Annotated in this window: 12 protein-coding genes; 9 read left to right on the top strand and 3 right to left on the bottom strand. The window is 64.1% G+C overall.

Features of this window, described 5'->3' with window-relative positions; all coding sequences use genetic code 11:
• Nucleotides 1-8: 8 nt before the first annotated feature.
• A complete protein-coding gene (locus BEN47_RS04600) occupies nt 9-1,343 on the bottom strand; it encodes an NAD(P)/FAD-dependent oxidoreductase (RefSeq protein WP_070725858.1) in 1,335 nt (444 codons plus the stop codon).
• Between the two features lie 622 nt (nt 1,344-1,965).
• Here BEN47_RS04600 and BEN47_RS04595 point away from each other — a divergent pair.
• The 3 genes from BEN47_RS04595 to BEN47_RS04585 all read left to right on the top strand — a co-directional run bounded on the left by BEN47_RS04595 (nt 1,966) and on the right by BEN47_RS04585 (nt 4,303).
• Nucleotides 1,966-2,676, top strand: coding sequence for a DUF547 domain-containing protein (locus tag BEN47_RS04595; protein WP_158010851.1), 711 nt, complete (start codon nt 1,966-1,968; stop codon nt 2,674-2,676).
• A gap of 156 nt (nt 2,677-2,832) precedes the next feature.
• Nucleotides 2,833-3,264 carry a hypothetical protein gene (locus tag BEN47_RS04590; protein ID WP_070725584.1) on the top strand — a complete coding sequence of 144 codons (432 nt, stop codon included), beginning with the start codon at nt 2,833-2,835 and terminating at the stop codon, nt 3,262-3,264.
• Between the two features lie 313 nt (nt 3,265-3,577).
• The gene (locus BEN47_RS04585) at nt 3,578-4,303 is read left to right on the top strand and encodes a carboxypeptidase-like regulatory domain-containing protein (protein ID WP_070725582.1); all 726 of its coding nucleotides are present in this window, start codon (nt 3,578-3,580) and stop codon (nt 4,301-4,303) included.
• 119 nt (nt 4,304-4,422) lie between these two features.
• Here the strand turns inward: BEN47_RS04585 and BEN47_RS04580 are convergent, their stop codons facing one another.
• Complete coding sequence (locus BEN47_RS04580) at nt 4,423-5,895, bottom strand: APC family permease (protein WP_070725581.1); 1,473 nt, start codon at nt 5,893-5,895, stop codon at nt 4,423-4,425.
• 274 nt (nt 5,896-6,169) lie between these two features.
• Here BEN47_RS04580 and BEN47_RS04575 point away from each other — a divergent pair, with 274 nt between their 5' ends.
• The 3 genes from BEN47_RS04575 (at nt 6,170) to BEN47_RS04565 (ending at nt 10,978) form a co-directional block, all read left to right on the top strand.
• Nucleotides 6,170-6,958, top strand: a complete 789-nt coding sequence (locus BEN47_RS04575) for a hypothetical protein (RefSeq protein WP_070725579.1) — start codon at nt 6,170-6,172, stop codon at nt 6,956-6,958.
• Nucleotides 6,959-7,084: 126 nt separating this feature from the next.
• A complete protein-coding gene (locus tag BEN47_RS04570; protein ID WP_070725577.1) occupies nt 7,085-9,859 on the top strand; it encodes a hypothetical protein in 2,775 nt (924 codons plus the stop codon).
• Nucleotides 9,860-9,913: 54 nt separating this feature from the next.
• Nucleotides 9,914-10,978 (top strand): AAA family ATPase, encoded by a 1,065-nt coding sequence (locus BEN47_RS04565; RefSeq protein ID WP_070725576.1) that lies wholly within the window; start codon nt 9,914-9,916, stop codon nt 10,976-10,978.
• 113 nt (nt 10,979-11,091) lie between these two features.
• Here the strand turns inward: BEN47_RS04565 and corA are convergent, their stop codons facing one another.
• Nucleotides 11,092-12,300, bottom strand: a complete 1,209-nt coding sequence (gene corA, locus BEN47_RS04560; RefSeq protein WP_083322116.1) for a magnesium/cobalt transporter CorA — start codon at nt 12,298-12,300, stop codon at nt 11,092-11,094.
• A gap of 525 nt (nt 12,301-12,825) precedes the next feature.
• Here corA and BEN47_RS04555 point away from each other — a divergent pair.
• From BEN47_RS04555 to BEN47_RS04545, 3 genes are all read left to right on the top strand, one after another.
• Nucleotides 12,826-13,479: a hypothetical protein gene (locus tag BEN47_RS04555; RefSeq protein WP_070725572.1), complete on the top strand. Its 654-nt coding sequence runs from the start codon at nt 12,826-12,828 to the stop codon at nt 13,477-13,479.
• Nucleotides 13,480-13,669: 190 nt separating this feature from the next.
• A complete protein-coding gene (locus BEN47_RS21300; protein ID WP_070725570.1) occupies nt 13,670-14,971 on the top strand; it encodes an MATE family efflux transporter in 1,302 nt (433 codons plus the stop codon).
• 60 nt (nt 14,972-15,031) lie between these two features.
• A complete protein-coding gene (locus BEN47_RS04545; protein ID WP_083322115.1) occupies nt 15,032-16,018 on the top strand; it encodes a glycosyltransferase in 987 nt (328 codons plus the stop codon).
• Nucleotides 16,019-16,035: the final 17 nt, after the last annotated feature.

Genomic DNA, 16,035 nt, shown 5'->3' with positions numbered 1-16,035 from the left:
AAAAACTTCTAGCGGTTCATTGAAAACAAACCCTTGCGTCTCTTCAACAGCACGGGCTGCGTGGGGAACTGAATATTGTAGGCGGCCATCATGGCCTGCTCGTGCTGCGTAAAGAATTCGGGGTCAAAGTTGGCCCGGCCGAACTCGGCCATCACCGTGGCAATGGGCGCCTGCTGCGCAATCCACTGCTCGCACACGGCGTGGCGCAGGCGCAGGCCCAGGGCGTTGAAGCCCAGCACGGCGTGCGGAGCCTCGGTGCGGTAGTACACGCGCAACGCCACCCGCGCCGACGGATGTTCCCAGTAGAAGCTTTCCACGCCTGCTTCGGCCCCCGCTGGCGCCTGGCCATAGGTCTGGTATTCGAGGTTGAAAAACTTGGCCGAGTTGAACCAGATGCCGCGCCGGTAGGGCGTGTCCTGCCCGCAAATGGTGTGGGCTACGGTTTCGCCCTGCATGCGGCCGGTGTACCAGAGCTGCTCCACGGATACCTGCCCAGCGGCGGGCTGGCGGTGCTGGGCGCAGTCGCCGGCGGCGTACACCTGCGGCGCGCTGGTGCGTAGGAATTCATCGACTAATATACCCCGGTCGGTTTCAATGTCCGATGTTTTGGCCAGCCCGAGGTTGGGCGTGACGCCAATGGCGAAGCCCACCCACTGGCAGGCAATTTCTTCGCCAGCGGTGGTCACCACGGCCCGCACGCGGCCCTGGGCATCGCCCAGAATCTCGCGCAGCTCGGTGCGGTAGCGCACCGGCACGTGGTTTTCAGCAAACTGCCGGTCTACCAGGTTGCCCTCTTCGGGGGGCAGCACCGCCGACCAGTATGACGCCTCGCGCACCAGCACCACGGGCTCGATGCCGCGGGTGTGCAGCATTTCGGCCAGCTCTACCCCAATGAGGCCTCCGCCCACCACCACGCCTCGGCTGATGCCGTGGGTGTCGCGGGTGATGGCCGCCAGGTCGTTCAAATTATACAGCCCCTGCACGCCGGCTAGGTCCTGGCCGGGCCAGCCGAAACGCTTGCTCTCGGAGCCGGTGGCCAGCAGGAGGTGGGTGTAGGAGAGGGTGTTGCCGTTGTCGAGCGTGACGTGCCGGCCCGCCAGGTCGAGGTTCGTGGCCGTGGCGTGCACCAACTCAAGGCGGTTTTCGGTCCAGAACCAGTCCTCATAGGGCTTGATGTCCTGCGGCCGTAGGTGGCCCATGTACACGTACATCAGCGCCGTGCGCGAGTAGTGGTGCGTGCTTTCCGACGACACGAGCGTAATGCGCGCCTCCGGACGCAGGCGCCGCACGGTGAGCGCACACGTCACACCCGTGATGCCGTTGCCAATGATAACCAGATGCATAACCACGGGCAGCAAGGTGAAAGTGAGAGCTAATAGCCAAATGTAGGCGGTGCGGCCGCATATTCCACTGCCGGAACGCGCCCGATTCGCGGCCCCGCCACGGGCTTGTTGGTGCCCGAACGCCGCGGCTGCGGTCTTGTTTCAATGCCTTTGGCTCATTCGCCGGGCTTCGCGAAGGGGTGGAAAGGCAACGTCCGGCGTCTCGCTATTGAGCGGTCAGAAGCACGCCCTCGCACGATTTCGTGCAATGATTGAGACGCCTGCTGTCGCACCACTACAGGTGATTCCTGTCAGTGAAAAATTGCGGGGTCAGGGGGTGAAAACTATCCGATGGTAGAGGGAATAATGGGGCCATCAGTACAGCATAGCCGGCTGGAAAGGCGCTGTTTTGCCCGTAAAAACGCAGACTATTTTTGGGAATAAAAGTGCCCTAAAACGGTAAAGCAGAACAATTGCGGGCTTCTCTAAATCAGCTTCATTCCCTGAATGGGAATCTTGAAAATGTCAAAATCCAACGGGGGTTCAACTCAGTAGTTTCGACATCAACAACTCTTTCAACCTACCTATTATGAACAATCTTTTCTCTCTGTTAAAAAATTGGGCTACGCTTCTCACCCTTGTGATGGTCTGTTTTTCGACGCCACCCGCGGCCGCGCAGGAGGCGCCAACCGCGGCTAGCATCACGGCCAAAACCACCGCCTTCCTGCAAAAATTTGTGAACAAGGAAGGCAAAGTGAATTATGCGGGCATCAAACGTAACCCCGCGCAGCTGCAAGAGCTGCAGCAGGCCATTGCCGTATTTGATGTGGCCAAGGCCGAGATGGCGGACCAGTACGCCTTTTACCTCAACGCCTACAATGTGCTGGTGATAGGCGAAATCGTCGCGCATTACCCGCTGCAATCGGTGCAGGATATGCCCGGCTTCTTCAATAAAACCCGGCTGGAAGTGGGCGGCGAGCGGCTTACCCTCGACCAGATTGAAACCGATAAGCTACGTAAAATCTACGCCGACCCGCGCCTGCACTTTGCGCTGGTGTGCGGCACCAACAGCTGCCCGCGCCTGAGCCGCGCAGCCTACGTGGGCAAGAACCTGTTTACGCAGCTCAACGACCAAGCGAAATTCGCCTTGCTCGACCCCGCCTACGTGAAAGTGGACGAGGGCCGGCAACTGGTGAAACTGCCCGAAATTTTCAAGTGGTACGAAGCCGATTTCAGCACCACCAACAAGACCGGCGTGATGTACGTCAACCACTTCCGCAAGGACGCCCGCGTGCCCACCTGGTACGCCGTGGACTACTACCCCTACAACTGGGGCCTGAACGACCAGAAGTAGCGCGCTGCTGAAGGGCGTGAACTAGCCGGGCCGTAGCCCGAAGCGGGGATTTGCGTCCCCACGCCGGTACCACACCGCCGGGCCGTAACAGAATGCACCGGGATGCGTAAGCCTAAAGAGTAAAAAAGAACTTCCTCAACCTCTTTTCCCTGACTTATGATACCTGATAATATTTCCGGCAACGGCACCGATACCGACGAAGGCGAACACGCCGACATCACGGAGAACAAGAACTTTACTAAAAACGAAGAGCTGGAAAAGCAGAAAGAATACAAGCAGGACCAGAGCAACAACAAATCGAGCAACGACCCCTCGGCGGCCCGCAACACCGGCGCCAACGGCTACACGGAGCGCAGCAACCAGAAAGACCAGCTCGAAAACCTGCACATCGGCGGGTCGGAAACCAGCCCTCAGGGCGGCAACGACCATACCGGTGCCGGCGAGCAGGCGCAAGGCCCTGGCTTTGAGGTGGAGGGCAGCTACGAGCTGGACCACAAGCTGCGTACCCGCGAGCAGCCCTTTGGCGCTCCCGCTCCCACCGGCCCGGCCACGCCCGCCGGCCAAAGCGAAAGCATCAGCGACAACTAAGCCCGCCGGCCACCGCCGGACGAGCTATAAACCCCCGAGCGGGGCCGGTGCGCAAGCGCCGGCCCCGCTTTTTTGTGGCAGCCACGCGGCCCGCATTTGCCTTCGTTCCCGAAGCGCAATTTGCAAATTGACCCGTGCAAACGCCAACAGGGAATTGGATAGAACCAATGAGCGGGCACCAGGAAAATATTTTGTTACTCTTGAGGATAACGCGCTAAAATGTTAACTTGCGTGTCATATGCGGGCTGATGAGTTTAATTACCCGCTGATTATAGCTTGCTTTTAACCCCCTTTTAAATTTCATTTTGAAACTATGAACCCAGAAAATCTACCCAAAACGGAAGAGGAGGTATACAACCCGAACCTGGACGCCCAGGACGAGGACGTAGTGTCCGGCAGCAACAGCAAGCTCTTGTATGTGCTGGCGGCCCTGGTGCTGGCGCTGGTAGTGGGCTACGTGGCCCTGCCCAAAGGCGGCGGCGACGGCCTTGCTTCCGTCACGCCCTCCTTCATGCTCGACGACGCCGCTGTGACGGCTACCGCTCCCACCGCGGCCGACAGCGTTGCCGCCGGCCTGAAAGCCGCCACTCCGGCCGCCGAGAAAGCGGAAACCGAAGAAACCAAAGCAACTGACAAAACAGTGACTGTGGTGCGCCCCACGGCGGCTACGCCCGGCGCCGCGCCCGTAGCGGAGGTAGCAGCAGCACCAGCCCCCGCCGAAGAAGAAGAAGCGGCCCCGGCTCCGGCCCCGGCCGCTGCCCCCGAGCCCGCTGCGCCGGCCAACATGACGCTCTCGGGCCGAATAGAAGACGAGAACGGCCGCCCCATGGTGGGCGCTACCGTGTTGCTGCGCGGCAGCAGCAAAGGCACCAGCACCGACGGCAACGGCAACTACACCCTGGAAGTACCCGGCGGCAACGACCACACCCTTATCTACGGCTACGGCGGCTACGAGGACGAGCTGGTGCGCGTCAGCGGTTCCAAGCCCGTGAACGTGACTCTGACGCCCCGGGCCAAGGTGGGTAGGAAGCGCCGCTAATCGAGCCGCGTCGTGCCAGCCGCCCAACGCGCCGGACCGCGTAGTTGACGCACACAAAAAAAGGCCCTCCCATACGGGAGGCCTTTTTTTGTGCAGTTAGTGCGTCTAGTCCGGTACGCCTACGCTCGGCTGCCGAACCGGCGGCCAAAGAGGAAGTACACGGGCAGGCCCAGGGCCATCAGGCCCAGGCCACGGCGCGAGAATTCGGCCGTGTCGGGGGCGAAAAGCAGGATGATGCAGAAGGTGGTAGCCAGCAGTACGTACAGGCCCGGCACCAGGGGGTAACCCCAAGCGCGGTAGGGACGGGGCGCCTCGGGACGCGTGCGGCGCAGCACAAAAATGCCGATGATGGTGACCACGTAGAACAGGATAACCGAGAACATGACGTAGTCGAGCAGCTGCCCGTACTTGCCGCTCAGGCACAGCAGGCAGGCCCACAGGCACTGGGCCCACAGCGCGCGACTAGGCACGCCCGCACCGTTGAGGCGGGCCAGGCCGGGGAAAAACAGGCCGTCTTTGGCCATGGCGAAGTAGGCGCGGGCACCGCTCAGAATGATGCCGTTGTTGGCCCCAAAGGTGCTCAGCATGATGAGCACGGCCATGACGTAGGCGCCGGCCCGGCCCAGTACCGATTCGGCCACGGCGGTGGCTACCCGGTCGTCAGTAGCGTACATAATGCCCCGGCCGGCCAGCGTGGTGGCGTCGGGCGTGCCCGCTAGCGGCAGCACCAGCAAGTACACCACGTTGATTAGAATGTAGAGAACCGTGACGATGGCCGTGCCAATGGCCATGCTCCGGACCAGGGTGCGTTCGGGGTTCTGAATTTCTTCGCCGGCAAAGCCAATGTTGTTCCAGGAATCGGAGGAGAACAGCGACCCGGTCATGGCCATGCCGATGGCCACCACCAGCGTAGTGCCGCTAATGGGCACCGTGGGCAGCGTGAGGCCCGGCGCCGCGTGCCGGCTGGCCGACCACAGGTCGGCGAAGTTGGCGGCAATGGCGTCGGAGTTCAGGCCCAACGCTACGCCCAGCACAATGAGCAGGCCCAGCGCCACCAGCTTGGTACTGCCGAGTACGTTCTGAATAAGCTTGCCGGTGCGCACGCCCTGCGCGTTGAGGGCCGTGATGCCCACAATGAGGGCAATGGCCAGCAGCTGCACCGTGCTGAACTCAAAGGAGCCCACCGAAAACAGGATGTTGCTCACGCTGAAATACGGCAGCAGCACCCCGGTGAACTTGGCAAAGGCCACGGCCACGGCCGCAATCACGCCGGTCTGAATCACGAGGAAGAGCGTCCAGCCGTAGAGGAAAGCGGTGAGGCGGCCGAAGGCCTCGCGCAGGTACACGTACTGGCCGCCTACTTTGGGGAACATGCTGGCCAGCTCGCCGTAGCTGATGGCGCCGGCCATGGTGATGACGCCCGTGAGCAGCCACACCACCAGCAGCCAGCCCGCGGAGCCCACTTTGCGGGAAATGTCGGCCGAGACGATGAAAATGCCCGAGCCTATCATGCTGCCCGTGACAAGCATGATGGCATCGAAGAGGGTAATGGCCCGCTGAAAATGGGGTTGTGAGGGTTGAGGTTCGGTCATAGAAAACGAAGATTTTTGTCAAAGAAAAGCAAAAGCCCCGCTGCGGAAGGCATGCCTGCATTAACGGAAGCGTAATTAAGTCAGAATTCGCCCCGGGCGGGCCTGCTGCGTACGCGTCCGCAGGTGGGTAGCTCTGACGAATCAGCTTCAGCATAGCGCTTATCGAACGGAAAGGCCGCCCGCTGTTTCGCGGCACAATAGGGAGTAGAAAGAAACGTTGCCCATACTAAAATCACTATTCTTCCCTATTCGTCTCCTTCTACCGCTGCTGCTTGTGGTGCTCAGTCTGCCGAAAACCGGCCACGCGCAAAGCAAGCTGTACCTCGACCTACGAGCGGGCATCAACCATAATTCTGCCGAAGGGGCTTATTTCGGGAAGGGAGAAGCTCCCTTCAAAGCCCACAGTAAACTAAGTTTCGGGGTGCAGGGCGTGGGAATGTTGCGGCTGCAGCTGAGCGAAAAGCTGGGCCTCGCTACCGGCTACAGCGGCAGCGAATTGGGCTGGGCCTACAGCATCGAACTTCCGAAGCAGTACAGGCCCAGTCCGCCTTACGTGGGATGGCGGGGCGCTGGAAAGGGGGTGTACATGCACCAGTTTCCACTCCTGGTCAGCAAAACAATCAAGGAGTACAACATCAAGGAAATTGATACCGTCCGGCACACTTACCTGGCCAGCTTCCGGCTTGATGCGGTATTCGGGGGCGGCCTGAACCGAATCGGTAATAACTGCCTGGACTGCGGCGGGCTCAGCGGCGGCGGCGGGCTCTATGACGAAATTGAGTTCCGCGAAACCATCATCGTGCGCCGCCAGTGGGGGCAGTTTCTTGTCGGCGGCGTCACGGCGCGCTTCTACCGCCGGGGCAAGGAGCGGCTGACCCTGAGCGTGTACTACACTCAGGGCCTGACCGATATGCTGCTCGTGCCGGTGGAATACCGCTACGGTCCGCAGCGCGGCGCTACCACGCTGCACGTGCGCGGCTCGGGGGTGAGCGCCACGTTGGGCTACCCGCTGCGGCTGGCCACCTTCGGGCGGGCCACGCCGCCGGGTGGCCCGCGCCGCTAACACCCAAGGGCGCTGGCCCGATAACTTGCGGGCGGGGCCAGCCAGTCTACGGCTCCGGTGCTTGAGGCAGCGGCAGTAAACCGGCTTCGGCCGTACTTTCGTCGCCCGTCATCCGCTTTCTTTCGCATGTCCCGTAAGCTCCTGGCGCTACTCATCGCCCTGCTGCTCCTGCTCTCGCTGGCCACGTACGTGTACTACCGGCGCACGCTGGCGGCGGCCCCCGTCGACTCCTACAGCCTGGTGCCCGACGACGCGGTGCTTGTGCTGAGCACCCACGACCACCCCGCGCTGGTGCGCCACCTGCAGGAAACCGAGCTATGGGATAATCTCACGGCGGTGCGCTACTTCCAGCAGGCGGCCGGGCACCTGGCCCTGGCCGACAGCCTGACCGGCGGCGGGGCCAGCCGGCGCCGCAACGGCGGCCTGCTGGCCCTGTTGGGCCGCAAGCTGGTCATTACCTCCGTGCACGTCACGTCGGCCCGGGAGTTTGATGTGCTCTACCAAGTGCCCCTGAGCCGGGTGAGCGAGCTCCGGCAAGTACGGAGCCTGCTCGAAACCCTGGGCCGCGACGGGCGCTACCGCCTCACCACCCGCGACTACGAGGACCAGGAGCTGACCGTGCTCACCGAACGCAACAGCGAAGGCAGTATAACGGTGTTTAATTACCGCAACCGGTTGCTTATCAGTGCCAATCCGGCGCTTGTAGAGGCCGTGGTGCGGCGGCTGGCCCACCCCAAAGCACCCACGGTGGTGGCCGCCTTTGGCTCGGTCGATGTTCTCAAGCTGCGCGGCATGGACGCCTCGCTGCTGGTGAATTATCGCCGCCTGCCGCAGTTTCTGGACGTCATGTTTCGGCGCGATGCGCACGGGCCCTTCGACCAGTTGACGGGCCTGGTGTCCGAAGGCCTGCTGGGCCTGAAGCTGGCCGGCAGCCGGGCCCAGCTCCAGGGCTTCTCCAATCCCGAAACGGCCCGGGGCACGCTCCAGCAGCGCATGCGTGGCCAGCAGCCCCAGGCCATGGGCCTGGCTTCCTTGCTGAGCACCCGTACCGCTTTGTTCATTCATTTGGCGGCCACCCCGGCCCGCACCTGGCCGGCCTCCGGTCCGGCGGTGGCCGACTCCTCGGGCCGTAGCGCTGCGCTGGACAGCCTGCGGGCAGGTTTTGGTGGGGAAATGGCCATCGGCTACCTGGCTACCAGCACGGCCCGGGGCCAGCCGGGGCGGCTGGCGTTTGTGCGCTGCGTGGCCCCCGCCCGCACCGCGCAGTGGCTGGCCCGCTTGCGGCGTCTCTACGGCACCTCGCCGGCTTTCACCAAAGTGGGCCCCTACCAAATACACCCGGTGAGCTTCTCCGAGGCCGCGGCGCTGGGCCCCCTGCTCAACCCCGCGCAGCCCTACGAGGTAGAGGCCCGGGCCGGGGCCGCCGTGTTGGTGGGAGACTACCTCGTTTTTTCCGACCAGCTCACCCTCAACGGCTACCTGGCCGATGTGGTGGCCGGCCTCACCTGGGCCCAGACGCCGGCCCAGGTTTCGTTTTTGCAGGAAACCCTGCCACGGGCTCGCCTGAGCGTGTTCGTGGACACGCGCAACAGCTGGAACGCCTTGCTGGGCGTGCTCACGGAGGAGCGCCGGGCCGGCCTGCTCCGCAACGAAGGCCTGTTTAAGCGGTTCCCGCAAATAGCCTGGCAGCTACTGCCCGCCACCAACGAAGCCAACCCCGAAGCCCAGTATTTTACCCAGCTGCTGCTGCGCCACCCGGACCTGGGCCCGGCCTCCGCCCAAACGGCCGGGGCGGCCGCCAATGGCCGGGTCATCACCTTTAAGTACCCACTCACGGGCTTGCCTACGCTGCTGCCGGCCGCCGGCACGCGCATTCCCGCCGTGGTGGTGCAGGACTCTGCCCGCGCGCTACACTACGTGAGCGCCGATAATACCTTGCTCTGGTCTGATACTTTGACCGGGCCGGCCGTGGGGGCGCGGTTGGTGGCGGCCGGCAGTGGTGGACCCAGCGGCCTGCTGGTGGGCGCGGGGTACCGGCTTCACCTGTTTGGAAGCGACGGGCAAGACCTGCTGCCTTTCCCGCTTAACCTGCCGGATACCGTGCGGGTGGCCGCCCTGATGGCAGCGCCGGGCGCCACACCGGCTACCGCCACCCGGCTGCTGGCCGTCACGGCCGGCAACGACTTGCTGCTGCTCGACGCCAAAGGCCGGCTCTTTCCCGGCTGGCAGCCCAAGCGGCTCGATTTCCCATTGGCCGGGCGGCCCGCGCTGTTCAACGTGAGCGGCCGCGATGCGGTGGTGGTGCCCCTGCAAAACGGGTACGTGTACGCCTTCGACGGGCTGGGAAGTCTGTTTCCGGGCTTTCCGGTGAGCATGGGCGCGCGCCTGGCCGGCGATGTGCTCGTGCAGGCCGCCAGCACGCTGGGGCGCACCCAGCTCAAGGTGGTGAACCAGCACGGCGAGCTGGTGACCTTCACCCTGAGCGGCGACGTCCTGAACCGGCGCCGGGTGGCTACCTGGAGCCGCACCGCACGCTTCCACCTGGTGCCCGACGCGCAGGGCCGAACCTACGCGGTAGTCCGGGAAGATGGTAACCAACTCGACTTGTACTTCCCCGACCAAGTGGCGCCGCTCATCACCCAGCGGTTTGTGACGTCGGGCGAGAAGCCGGTGCAGTATTTTGATTTTGGCAAAGGCCGGCGCGTGGTGGCCATCACCGAGCCCGGTCCCGGCCAGGTATTTCTCTACGATGGCAAAGGCCGCCTGCTGGGCGGAGCGGCGCTGCCTAGCACCGGCACTGGCGTTGGCCTGAGCTACGACGCCACCACCGACACTTACCAACTGGTGCGCCTGGTGGGCCGCGAGCTGCGCCGCACCGAGCTTAAAGTGACGCTACCGTAGCGCCGCCTACCCGTTACCGCTGGCTGCCCCAAATCAGGCTGCTTCCAACCTTTTATGACGCATTCCTTTGAGACGGGTCTCGTGGTGGGTAAGTTCTGGCCGCCCCACCGGGGCCACCAGCTGCTACTCGAAACCGCCGCGGCCCAGGTAGCGGAACTACTGGTGCTGGTGTACGCTAACCCCGATTCGGCCACCATGCCGGCGGCTGTGCGCGCCGGCTGGCTCCGGGAGTTGTACCGCGGCGACGAAGTTGCGGCCGGCCTCCGCATTGGCACCACACCGCTCCGGATTATCGCCCTGTCTGCAGAGGAGGACGGGGTGCCGCCGGATGCGGCCGAGGATGCCGTTCAGCGGGAGTTTGTGCGCGGGTGGCTGCACCGGCAGGGGCTGCGAGTGGCGGTAGTTTTCAGCAGCGAGGACTACGGTCCGGGCTTTGCAGCGCACCTGGGAGTGCCCCACATAGCTGTGGACCGGGCCCGGGCGCAGGTGCCCGTTTCGGGCACCGCTGCCCGCCACAATGCCGCGCCGGTGGCCCGCTACCTGCATCCGCTGGTGGCGGCGCAGCTGGGCACGGTGCCGCCCGCCCAGGTGCCGCGCGTGGTGTTGCTGGGAGCCGAAAGCAGCGGCAAATCGACTCTGTGCCAGGCCCTGGCCGAGGCGTACCACACGGCATGGGTGCCGGAATACGGCCGCACCCTGCACGAGCAAAAAAACGGCAACCTGGAATACGAAGACCTGCTCTACATTGCGCGCCGCCACGCCGAGCTGGAAGACGAGGCCGCGGCCGTCGCCCGGGGCGTGTTGTTTTGTGACACCAACGCCGCGACCACGGCGCTGTATTCCTACTACTATTTCCACGCCTGTGACCCCGCTCTGCAAGCCATGGCGGCAGTGTGCGGCCAGCGCTACGCCCACATGTTTGTGTGCGCGCCCACCGTGCCCTTTGAGCAAGACGGCTGGCGCGGGCCCGAAGCCCTGCGCAGCTTTCAGCACGGCATGGTGCTCATGCAGCTCGACCACTTCCATATTTCCTACACGCTGCTGCAGGGCACAGTAGCCGAGCGGGTAGCGCAGGTAAGGCAGCAGCTGGATGTTGAGCTAATCGCCTCAAGCCATTAGGGCAGGAGTAACCTTGCTTAATTGGGTCATGCCGAGCGCAGCCGAGGCATCTCGCTCGCACCGTTCAACGTAGCGGGCGAGATGCCTCGGTTGCGCTCGGCATGACAGCCTGTTTACCGTTGTTTCGACATCCAGCCTTTCCGCCAGAAGTAGACGAGCTGGCCTATCACCATCAGGGCCATGAGGCCGAGCACGGCGGGGTAGCCCCAGGGCTGGTAGAGCTCCGGCATATTCAGCGGGTTGGCGCCCGCAGGCGGGGCTTCACGCTGAAAGTTCATGCCGTAGACGCCGGCCACGAAGCTTAGGGGAATAAAAATGGCGCTGATGATGGTCAGTACCTTCATCACCTCGTTCATGCGGTTGCTTTGGTCCGAGAGGAACAGCTCGGTGAGGCTGGTGATGTTTTCTCGGTAGCTTTCGGCCAAGTCCAGCGCCTGCATGGCGTGGTCGTAGGCATCCTTGAAAAAAACCTTAATGTCGTCGGGCATCACTTCCTCCGGCATGCGCAGGATTTCACTGATTTTGTCGCGCTCCGGGTACACCAGCCGCCGAAAACGCACAATGTCCTTCTTGATGCGCAGAATGCGGTTGAGCATGCGGTGCTCGCGGCGCTCCGAAAAAATCCGTTCCTCCAGGCCTTCAATGTAGTCGCCGATGGCGGCCATGGTGGGGAAGTAGTGGTCAATGACCACGTCGGTAATGGCGTAGGCCAGGTAGAGCGAGGGCTTGCGCTTCATCTGGCTGAAGTTGCTGCGCAGGCGGTTGCGCAGCGAGTCGAGGCAGTCTTCGTAGTCGTCCTGAAAGCTGAGCACGTAGTTGGGCCCGGTGAAGAGCGAGAGCTGGTCGTCGTCGATTTCGAGGCTGGCCGTGAAATCAGTCATGCGCGAGACCATAAACAAGCGGTTGTCGTCGAAAACGTCCACTTTGGCGCGCTGGTAGTCGCCAAGCACGTCTTCCATTTGCAGCGGGTGCAGGTTGAAGTCCCGCATGAGGCGCTCCATCAATTCCAGGTTGCCGTAGCCGCGCACGTCCACCCAGTGGCGCAGGTCGGGGCGCCCCTGGAAGCTGGCCCACAGCTCGTCGTAAGTAGAATACTCCTTTTCGATGAGCGTGTTGGCATCGTAGGAAATCATGAACAGCCGCGGCCACAGGGCGCCCTCCCGAATAACCAGAGCCCCCGGGCGCTGGCCCAGGGTTTCGGTCTGGTGCCGGGCCTGCAGAATGGCTTCGCGGTCGCTGATGCCAAAAGCGGGCTCGTGCTCCTCGTCGGGGGCCTGTGACGGGCCAGGGGCGGGTTTGGCAGCGGAATTGGTGGGGGTCATGGGAAGAAAAACGATAAAGCTGGGCGGGTCACTGCGGCATCCTACGCCCGTTGGCGCCCCGAAGATGCTGCCCGGAGCGAAGGTTTACGCGCAGAGCGGGCCCAAAAGCTGGCTTTGCGCGGGGGCAGTGCCGTACTTTGCCCGCAGAGCGACGAAAATCAGGTTTGAAAATAACGCATTCTTTGGGCACAGCCGCCGCGGGCGGCCCCGCCGCACCCGCCGGCTTGCGCGTGTGGACGGCCGAAAGCACCGCTGGGCCCACCGCCCCCCGGCTGCCGCTGGCCTTCGAGTCGTTCTTGTACCTGCGCCCCGCCCATCAGGCCCTGGCCGCCAGCCCCGACGCGGTGCTGAGCTTTTATCTGGAAGATGCCGCGGCCGGCCGCACCGTGGCGCAGCTACACGTAGCGCTTGCCCCCGGCAGCGACGTGGCGCGCAGCCCCGCCCAGGCGCCGTTTGGCGCCGTGCAGCTCGCGCCGGGCATGACGCCCCCCGGCCCTGCACCAGCTGCTGGACGTGGCCGAGGCAATGCTTCGCCAGCGCGGGCTGGGGGCGCTGGCCATGCGCGGCTACCCATTTGCCTACGACCCCACCGGGGCGGCCGTGCTGGCCGAAACCCTGCGCCAGCGCGGCTACCGGGTGGTGCTGGCCGAGCAGAACTACCACCTCGACCCGGCCCAGGATTACGAAGGTCACCTGCACCCATCGGAGCGGCGACGGCTGCACAAGTGCCGGCGCCACGGCCTGCACGTGGAGCAGGAGCCGCCGTTTTTGCTGCCCGCCGCTTATGCCTTTATCGAGGACTGCCGGCAGGAGCGGGGCCAGCAGCTTTCCCTGTCCCTAGCGCGGGTGCAGGAGCTGTTTCAGCGTTTCCCCCAGGAGCATTTCCTGTTTTCCGTGCGCCAGCCCGACGGGGCATGGGCCGCACTCACGGTGGCCATTCGCGTGAGCGAAACAGTGCTGTACAACTTCTACCCGGCCAGCCCGCTGCGCTGCAACGCCCTCAGCCCCGTGGTGCTCCTGAACGAGGGCCTGCACGCCTTTGCCCGGGCCAGCGGCATGACAGTGCTGGACCTGGGCACGTCCACGCTCGACTCCGGCCCCAATGCCTCGCTGCTGCGCTTCAAGCGCCATCTGGGTGGCGTGGCCGGCCTGCGCCTGAGCTGGGAGAAGCAGCTCTAGGTAATGAGCCGTTAGCTTCAAGCCATTAGCTGTGAGCTTTTATGTTCAGTTTGGGCCTGAGTCATTGTGTGGTTAGTTCAGGGCCGAGCAATTGACCTCTCTTTTACCTAGGCAAAAAACAAGAGCACCGCTGTGACCGCGGGGACGTGCCGTTATTTGCCGGGCCCATTCGCCTGACCCCGCGCCGCCCGTGCCCCAAGCCGCTACCACTACTCGTGCCGCCCAACTCACCATTTGGCGCGGCTTTGTGCGCAATTCCCTGGGCACGGGCGTGGCCGTGGTGGCCCGCGCGGCCGGGGCGCTGTTGCTCAATAAGCTGTTCGCGACCTACGCCCCGGCCGGTGGGCTCACGCTGCTCGCGCAGTTTCAGAATTTGATGGCTCTGTTCACCACCCTGCCCAACGATGGCGTGCACGTGGGCGTGGTGAAGTACCTGGCGCCGCTGCGGCCCGGCAGCCCGCGCTACCGCCTGTGGCTGGGGGCCGCGGCCGGTCTCAACGCGGCAGCGCTGCTTGCGGGCACGGTTGTGCTGGCCGCGCAGGGCTTGCTGGGGTGGGGGTGGGCCAGCATTGGCGCTTTTGTGTTCGGCATCGGCCTGCTCACGGCCCAGGGCCTGCTGGGGGCTGCCCTGCTGGCCGCGGGGCGGTTGCGGGCCTACATCGCGCTGTCGGTAGCCCTGGCGGTGCTGGGCACTGGTGCGGCCAGCGTTACGCTGCTGCGGGGCTATTCGCTGGAGCTGGTGCTGCTGGCCTATTTGTTGGCCCAGGGCGCTACGGTGCTGCCGGCGCTGGGGCTGGCGGCCCGGGCGGGCGTGTTGCAGCACCTGCGTTGGCCGGCTTCAATCAGCCGCGTGGCGGTGCGCGGCCTCAGCCAGTTCCTGCTGATGGCGGTGAGCACCCTTGTCTTTGGCAAGGCTGTGGACTACGTGCTGCGGGACTACCTGCTGGCTGCGTACGGTGCCGCCCGCACAGACCTGTGGCAGGTAGTGGCCAAGCTCTCGGATAATTATACCATGGTGTTTGCGGCCGTAATGAGCAGCGTGTTCTACCCCCGGCTGGCGGCCCTGGGCGCGCAGCCGCGGGCGGCCCGCGCCTACCTGCAAAGCGTGCTGCTGCTGCTGGCGCCGGTGCTGGCGCTGGGACTGGGGGTGGTGTTTGCCTGCCGGAGCTGGCTGCTGCCGCTGCTGTTTGCCCCGCATCTGGTGCAGGCGGGCGACCTGCTGGGGCCGCAACTGGTGGGCGACTGGGCCAAGTTTTTGAGCTGGCTTTTTATCTTTCAACTGGTGGCTACGGCGCGGACCGGGGCCTACGTAGCGGTGCAGGCGACCTCAGCGGCTGTGTTTGCGGTGCTGTTGGCCCTGCTGCTGCCGCGCTACGGCTTGCCGGGCGCGGTGCTGGCCCATGCGACTCGCTACGGGCTGGTACTGGCTGCTTGCCTGGGGGTTTATTGGCGGGCAAATGGTGCTTCGATGGAGCATGAAAACGTCGCATAAGCAACGGCTGCCTAACAGCAGTAAGCGCGGTTTCTTCGTTTAATTTGCGACTTCAGCCTCATGTCTGATTCTTCCTCCCATCTTGCGCTTCCGGACCCTGGCACCGTGCCCCTGGTGACCATTGTGGCGCTATGCCACAACCATGCGCCCTTTTTGCGGGAGGCTTTGGATTCCATACTCAGCCAAACGCACCCCAGTCTGGAAGTGTGGCTCGTGGACGATGCCAGCACCGACGACAGCGCCGCCATCCTGCGCGAGTATGCGGCGCAGCAGTCCACCTGGCATCTGCTGCTGATTCCCGAGAACGTGGGCAACTGCCGCGCCTTCAATCAGGCTTTTTTTCAGAGCCGGGGTGAATTTGTGATTGATTTTGCGACCGATGACGTGCTGCTGCCCGCGCGGGTAGCGCAGCAAGTGGCCGCGTTTGCCGCCGCTGCGTCAGATGTGGGCGTAGTGTATTCCAACGCCGAGCTGGTGGCCGAAGACGGCAAGCTTCTGGGCCTCCACCACCGCCCCGATGCGCACGGCAACCTGCTGCCGGCCCCGGCCAGTGGCTGGGTATTTGGCGAGGTATTGCGGCGCTACTTCATCAGCACGCCCACCATGATGATGCGCCGCGCCTGCCTGCAGCAGCTGGGCGGCTACGACGAAACCCTGGCCTACGAAGACTTCGATTTCTGGGTGCGAGCCAGCCGCCAGTGGCAGTTCCTGTACCTGAACGAGGTGACTACCCGCAAGCGCATCCACCCGCGCAGCATGAGCAGCCGCGCCTACCGGCGGCACGACCCGTACCTGGCCTCTACCATCAAGTGTGCCACAAGGCCCTGGCCTTGGCCACCGGCCCCACCGAACGCGCAGCGCTGGCCACCCGGCTCCGCTGGGAAATGCGCCAGGCCGCCTGGCGCGGCCGCCATGCCGAGGCGCGGGAGCTGTTTGCGCTGCTTCGCCGCACGGTCCGGCCCACTCCGCTCGACGCGGCCCTGGCGGTATGGTGCGGCCTGCGCTCATGAAATAGCAGCTAATTTTAACGCGGTTAGCCGGGCCTAAACGCCGGGCTTTAGCTG

Origin of the sequence: Hymenobacter lapidarius, from assembly GCF_001816145.1 — a bacterium.
Classification (GTDB): Bacteria; Bacteroidota; Bacteroidia; order Cytophagales; family Hymenobacteraceae; genus Hymenobacter; species Hymenobacter lapidarius.
The sequence above is the reverse complement of the archived record's forward strand: the minus strand, read 5'-3'. Positions and strand labels throughout refer to the sequence as shown.

Bases quoted from the DNA above. Each gene is read 5' to 3' on its own strand.
- BEN47_RS04555 (WP_070725572.1), top strand. From the start codon at position 12,826: ATGCTTCGCCAGCGCGGGCTGGGGGCGCTGGCCATGCGCGGCTACCCA.
- BEN47_RS04595 (WP_158010851.1), top strand. From the start codon at position 1,966: ATGGTCTGTTTTTCGACGCCACCCGCGGCCGCGCAGGAGGCGCCAACC.
- BEN47_RS04570 (WP_070725577.1), top strand. From the start codon at position 7,085: ATGTCCCGTAAGCTCCTGGCGCTACTCATCGCCCTGCTGCTCCTGCTC.
- BEN47_RS04585 (WP_070725582.1), top strand. From the start codon at position 3,578: ATGAACCCAGAAAATCTACCCAAAACGGAAGAGGAGGTATACAACCCG.
- BEN47_RS04600 (WP_070725858.1), bottom strand. From the start codon at position 1,343: ATGCATCTGGTTATCATTGGCAACGGCATCACGGGTGTGACGTGTGCG.
- BEN47_RS04545 (WP_083322115.1), top strand. From the start codon at position 15,032: ATGTCTGATTCTTCCTCCCATCTTGCGCTTCCGGACCCTGGCACCGTG.
- BEN47_RS04565 (WP_070725576.1), top strand. From the start codon at position 9,914: ATGACGCATTCCTTTGAGACGGGTCTCGTGGTGGGTAAGTTCTGGCCG.
- BEN47_RS04590 (WP_070725584.1), top strand. From the start codon at position 2,833: ATGATACCTGATAATATTTCCGGCAACGGCACCGATACCGACGAAGGC.
- BEN47_RS04580 (WP_070725581.1), bottom strand. From the start codon at position 5,895: ATGACCGAACCTCAACCCTCACAACCCCATTTTCAGCGGGCCATTACC.
- corA (WP_083322116.1), bottom strand. From the start codon at position 12,300: ATGACCCCCACCAATTCCGCTGCCAAACCCGCCCCTGGCCCGTCACAG.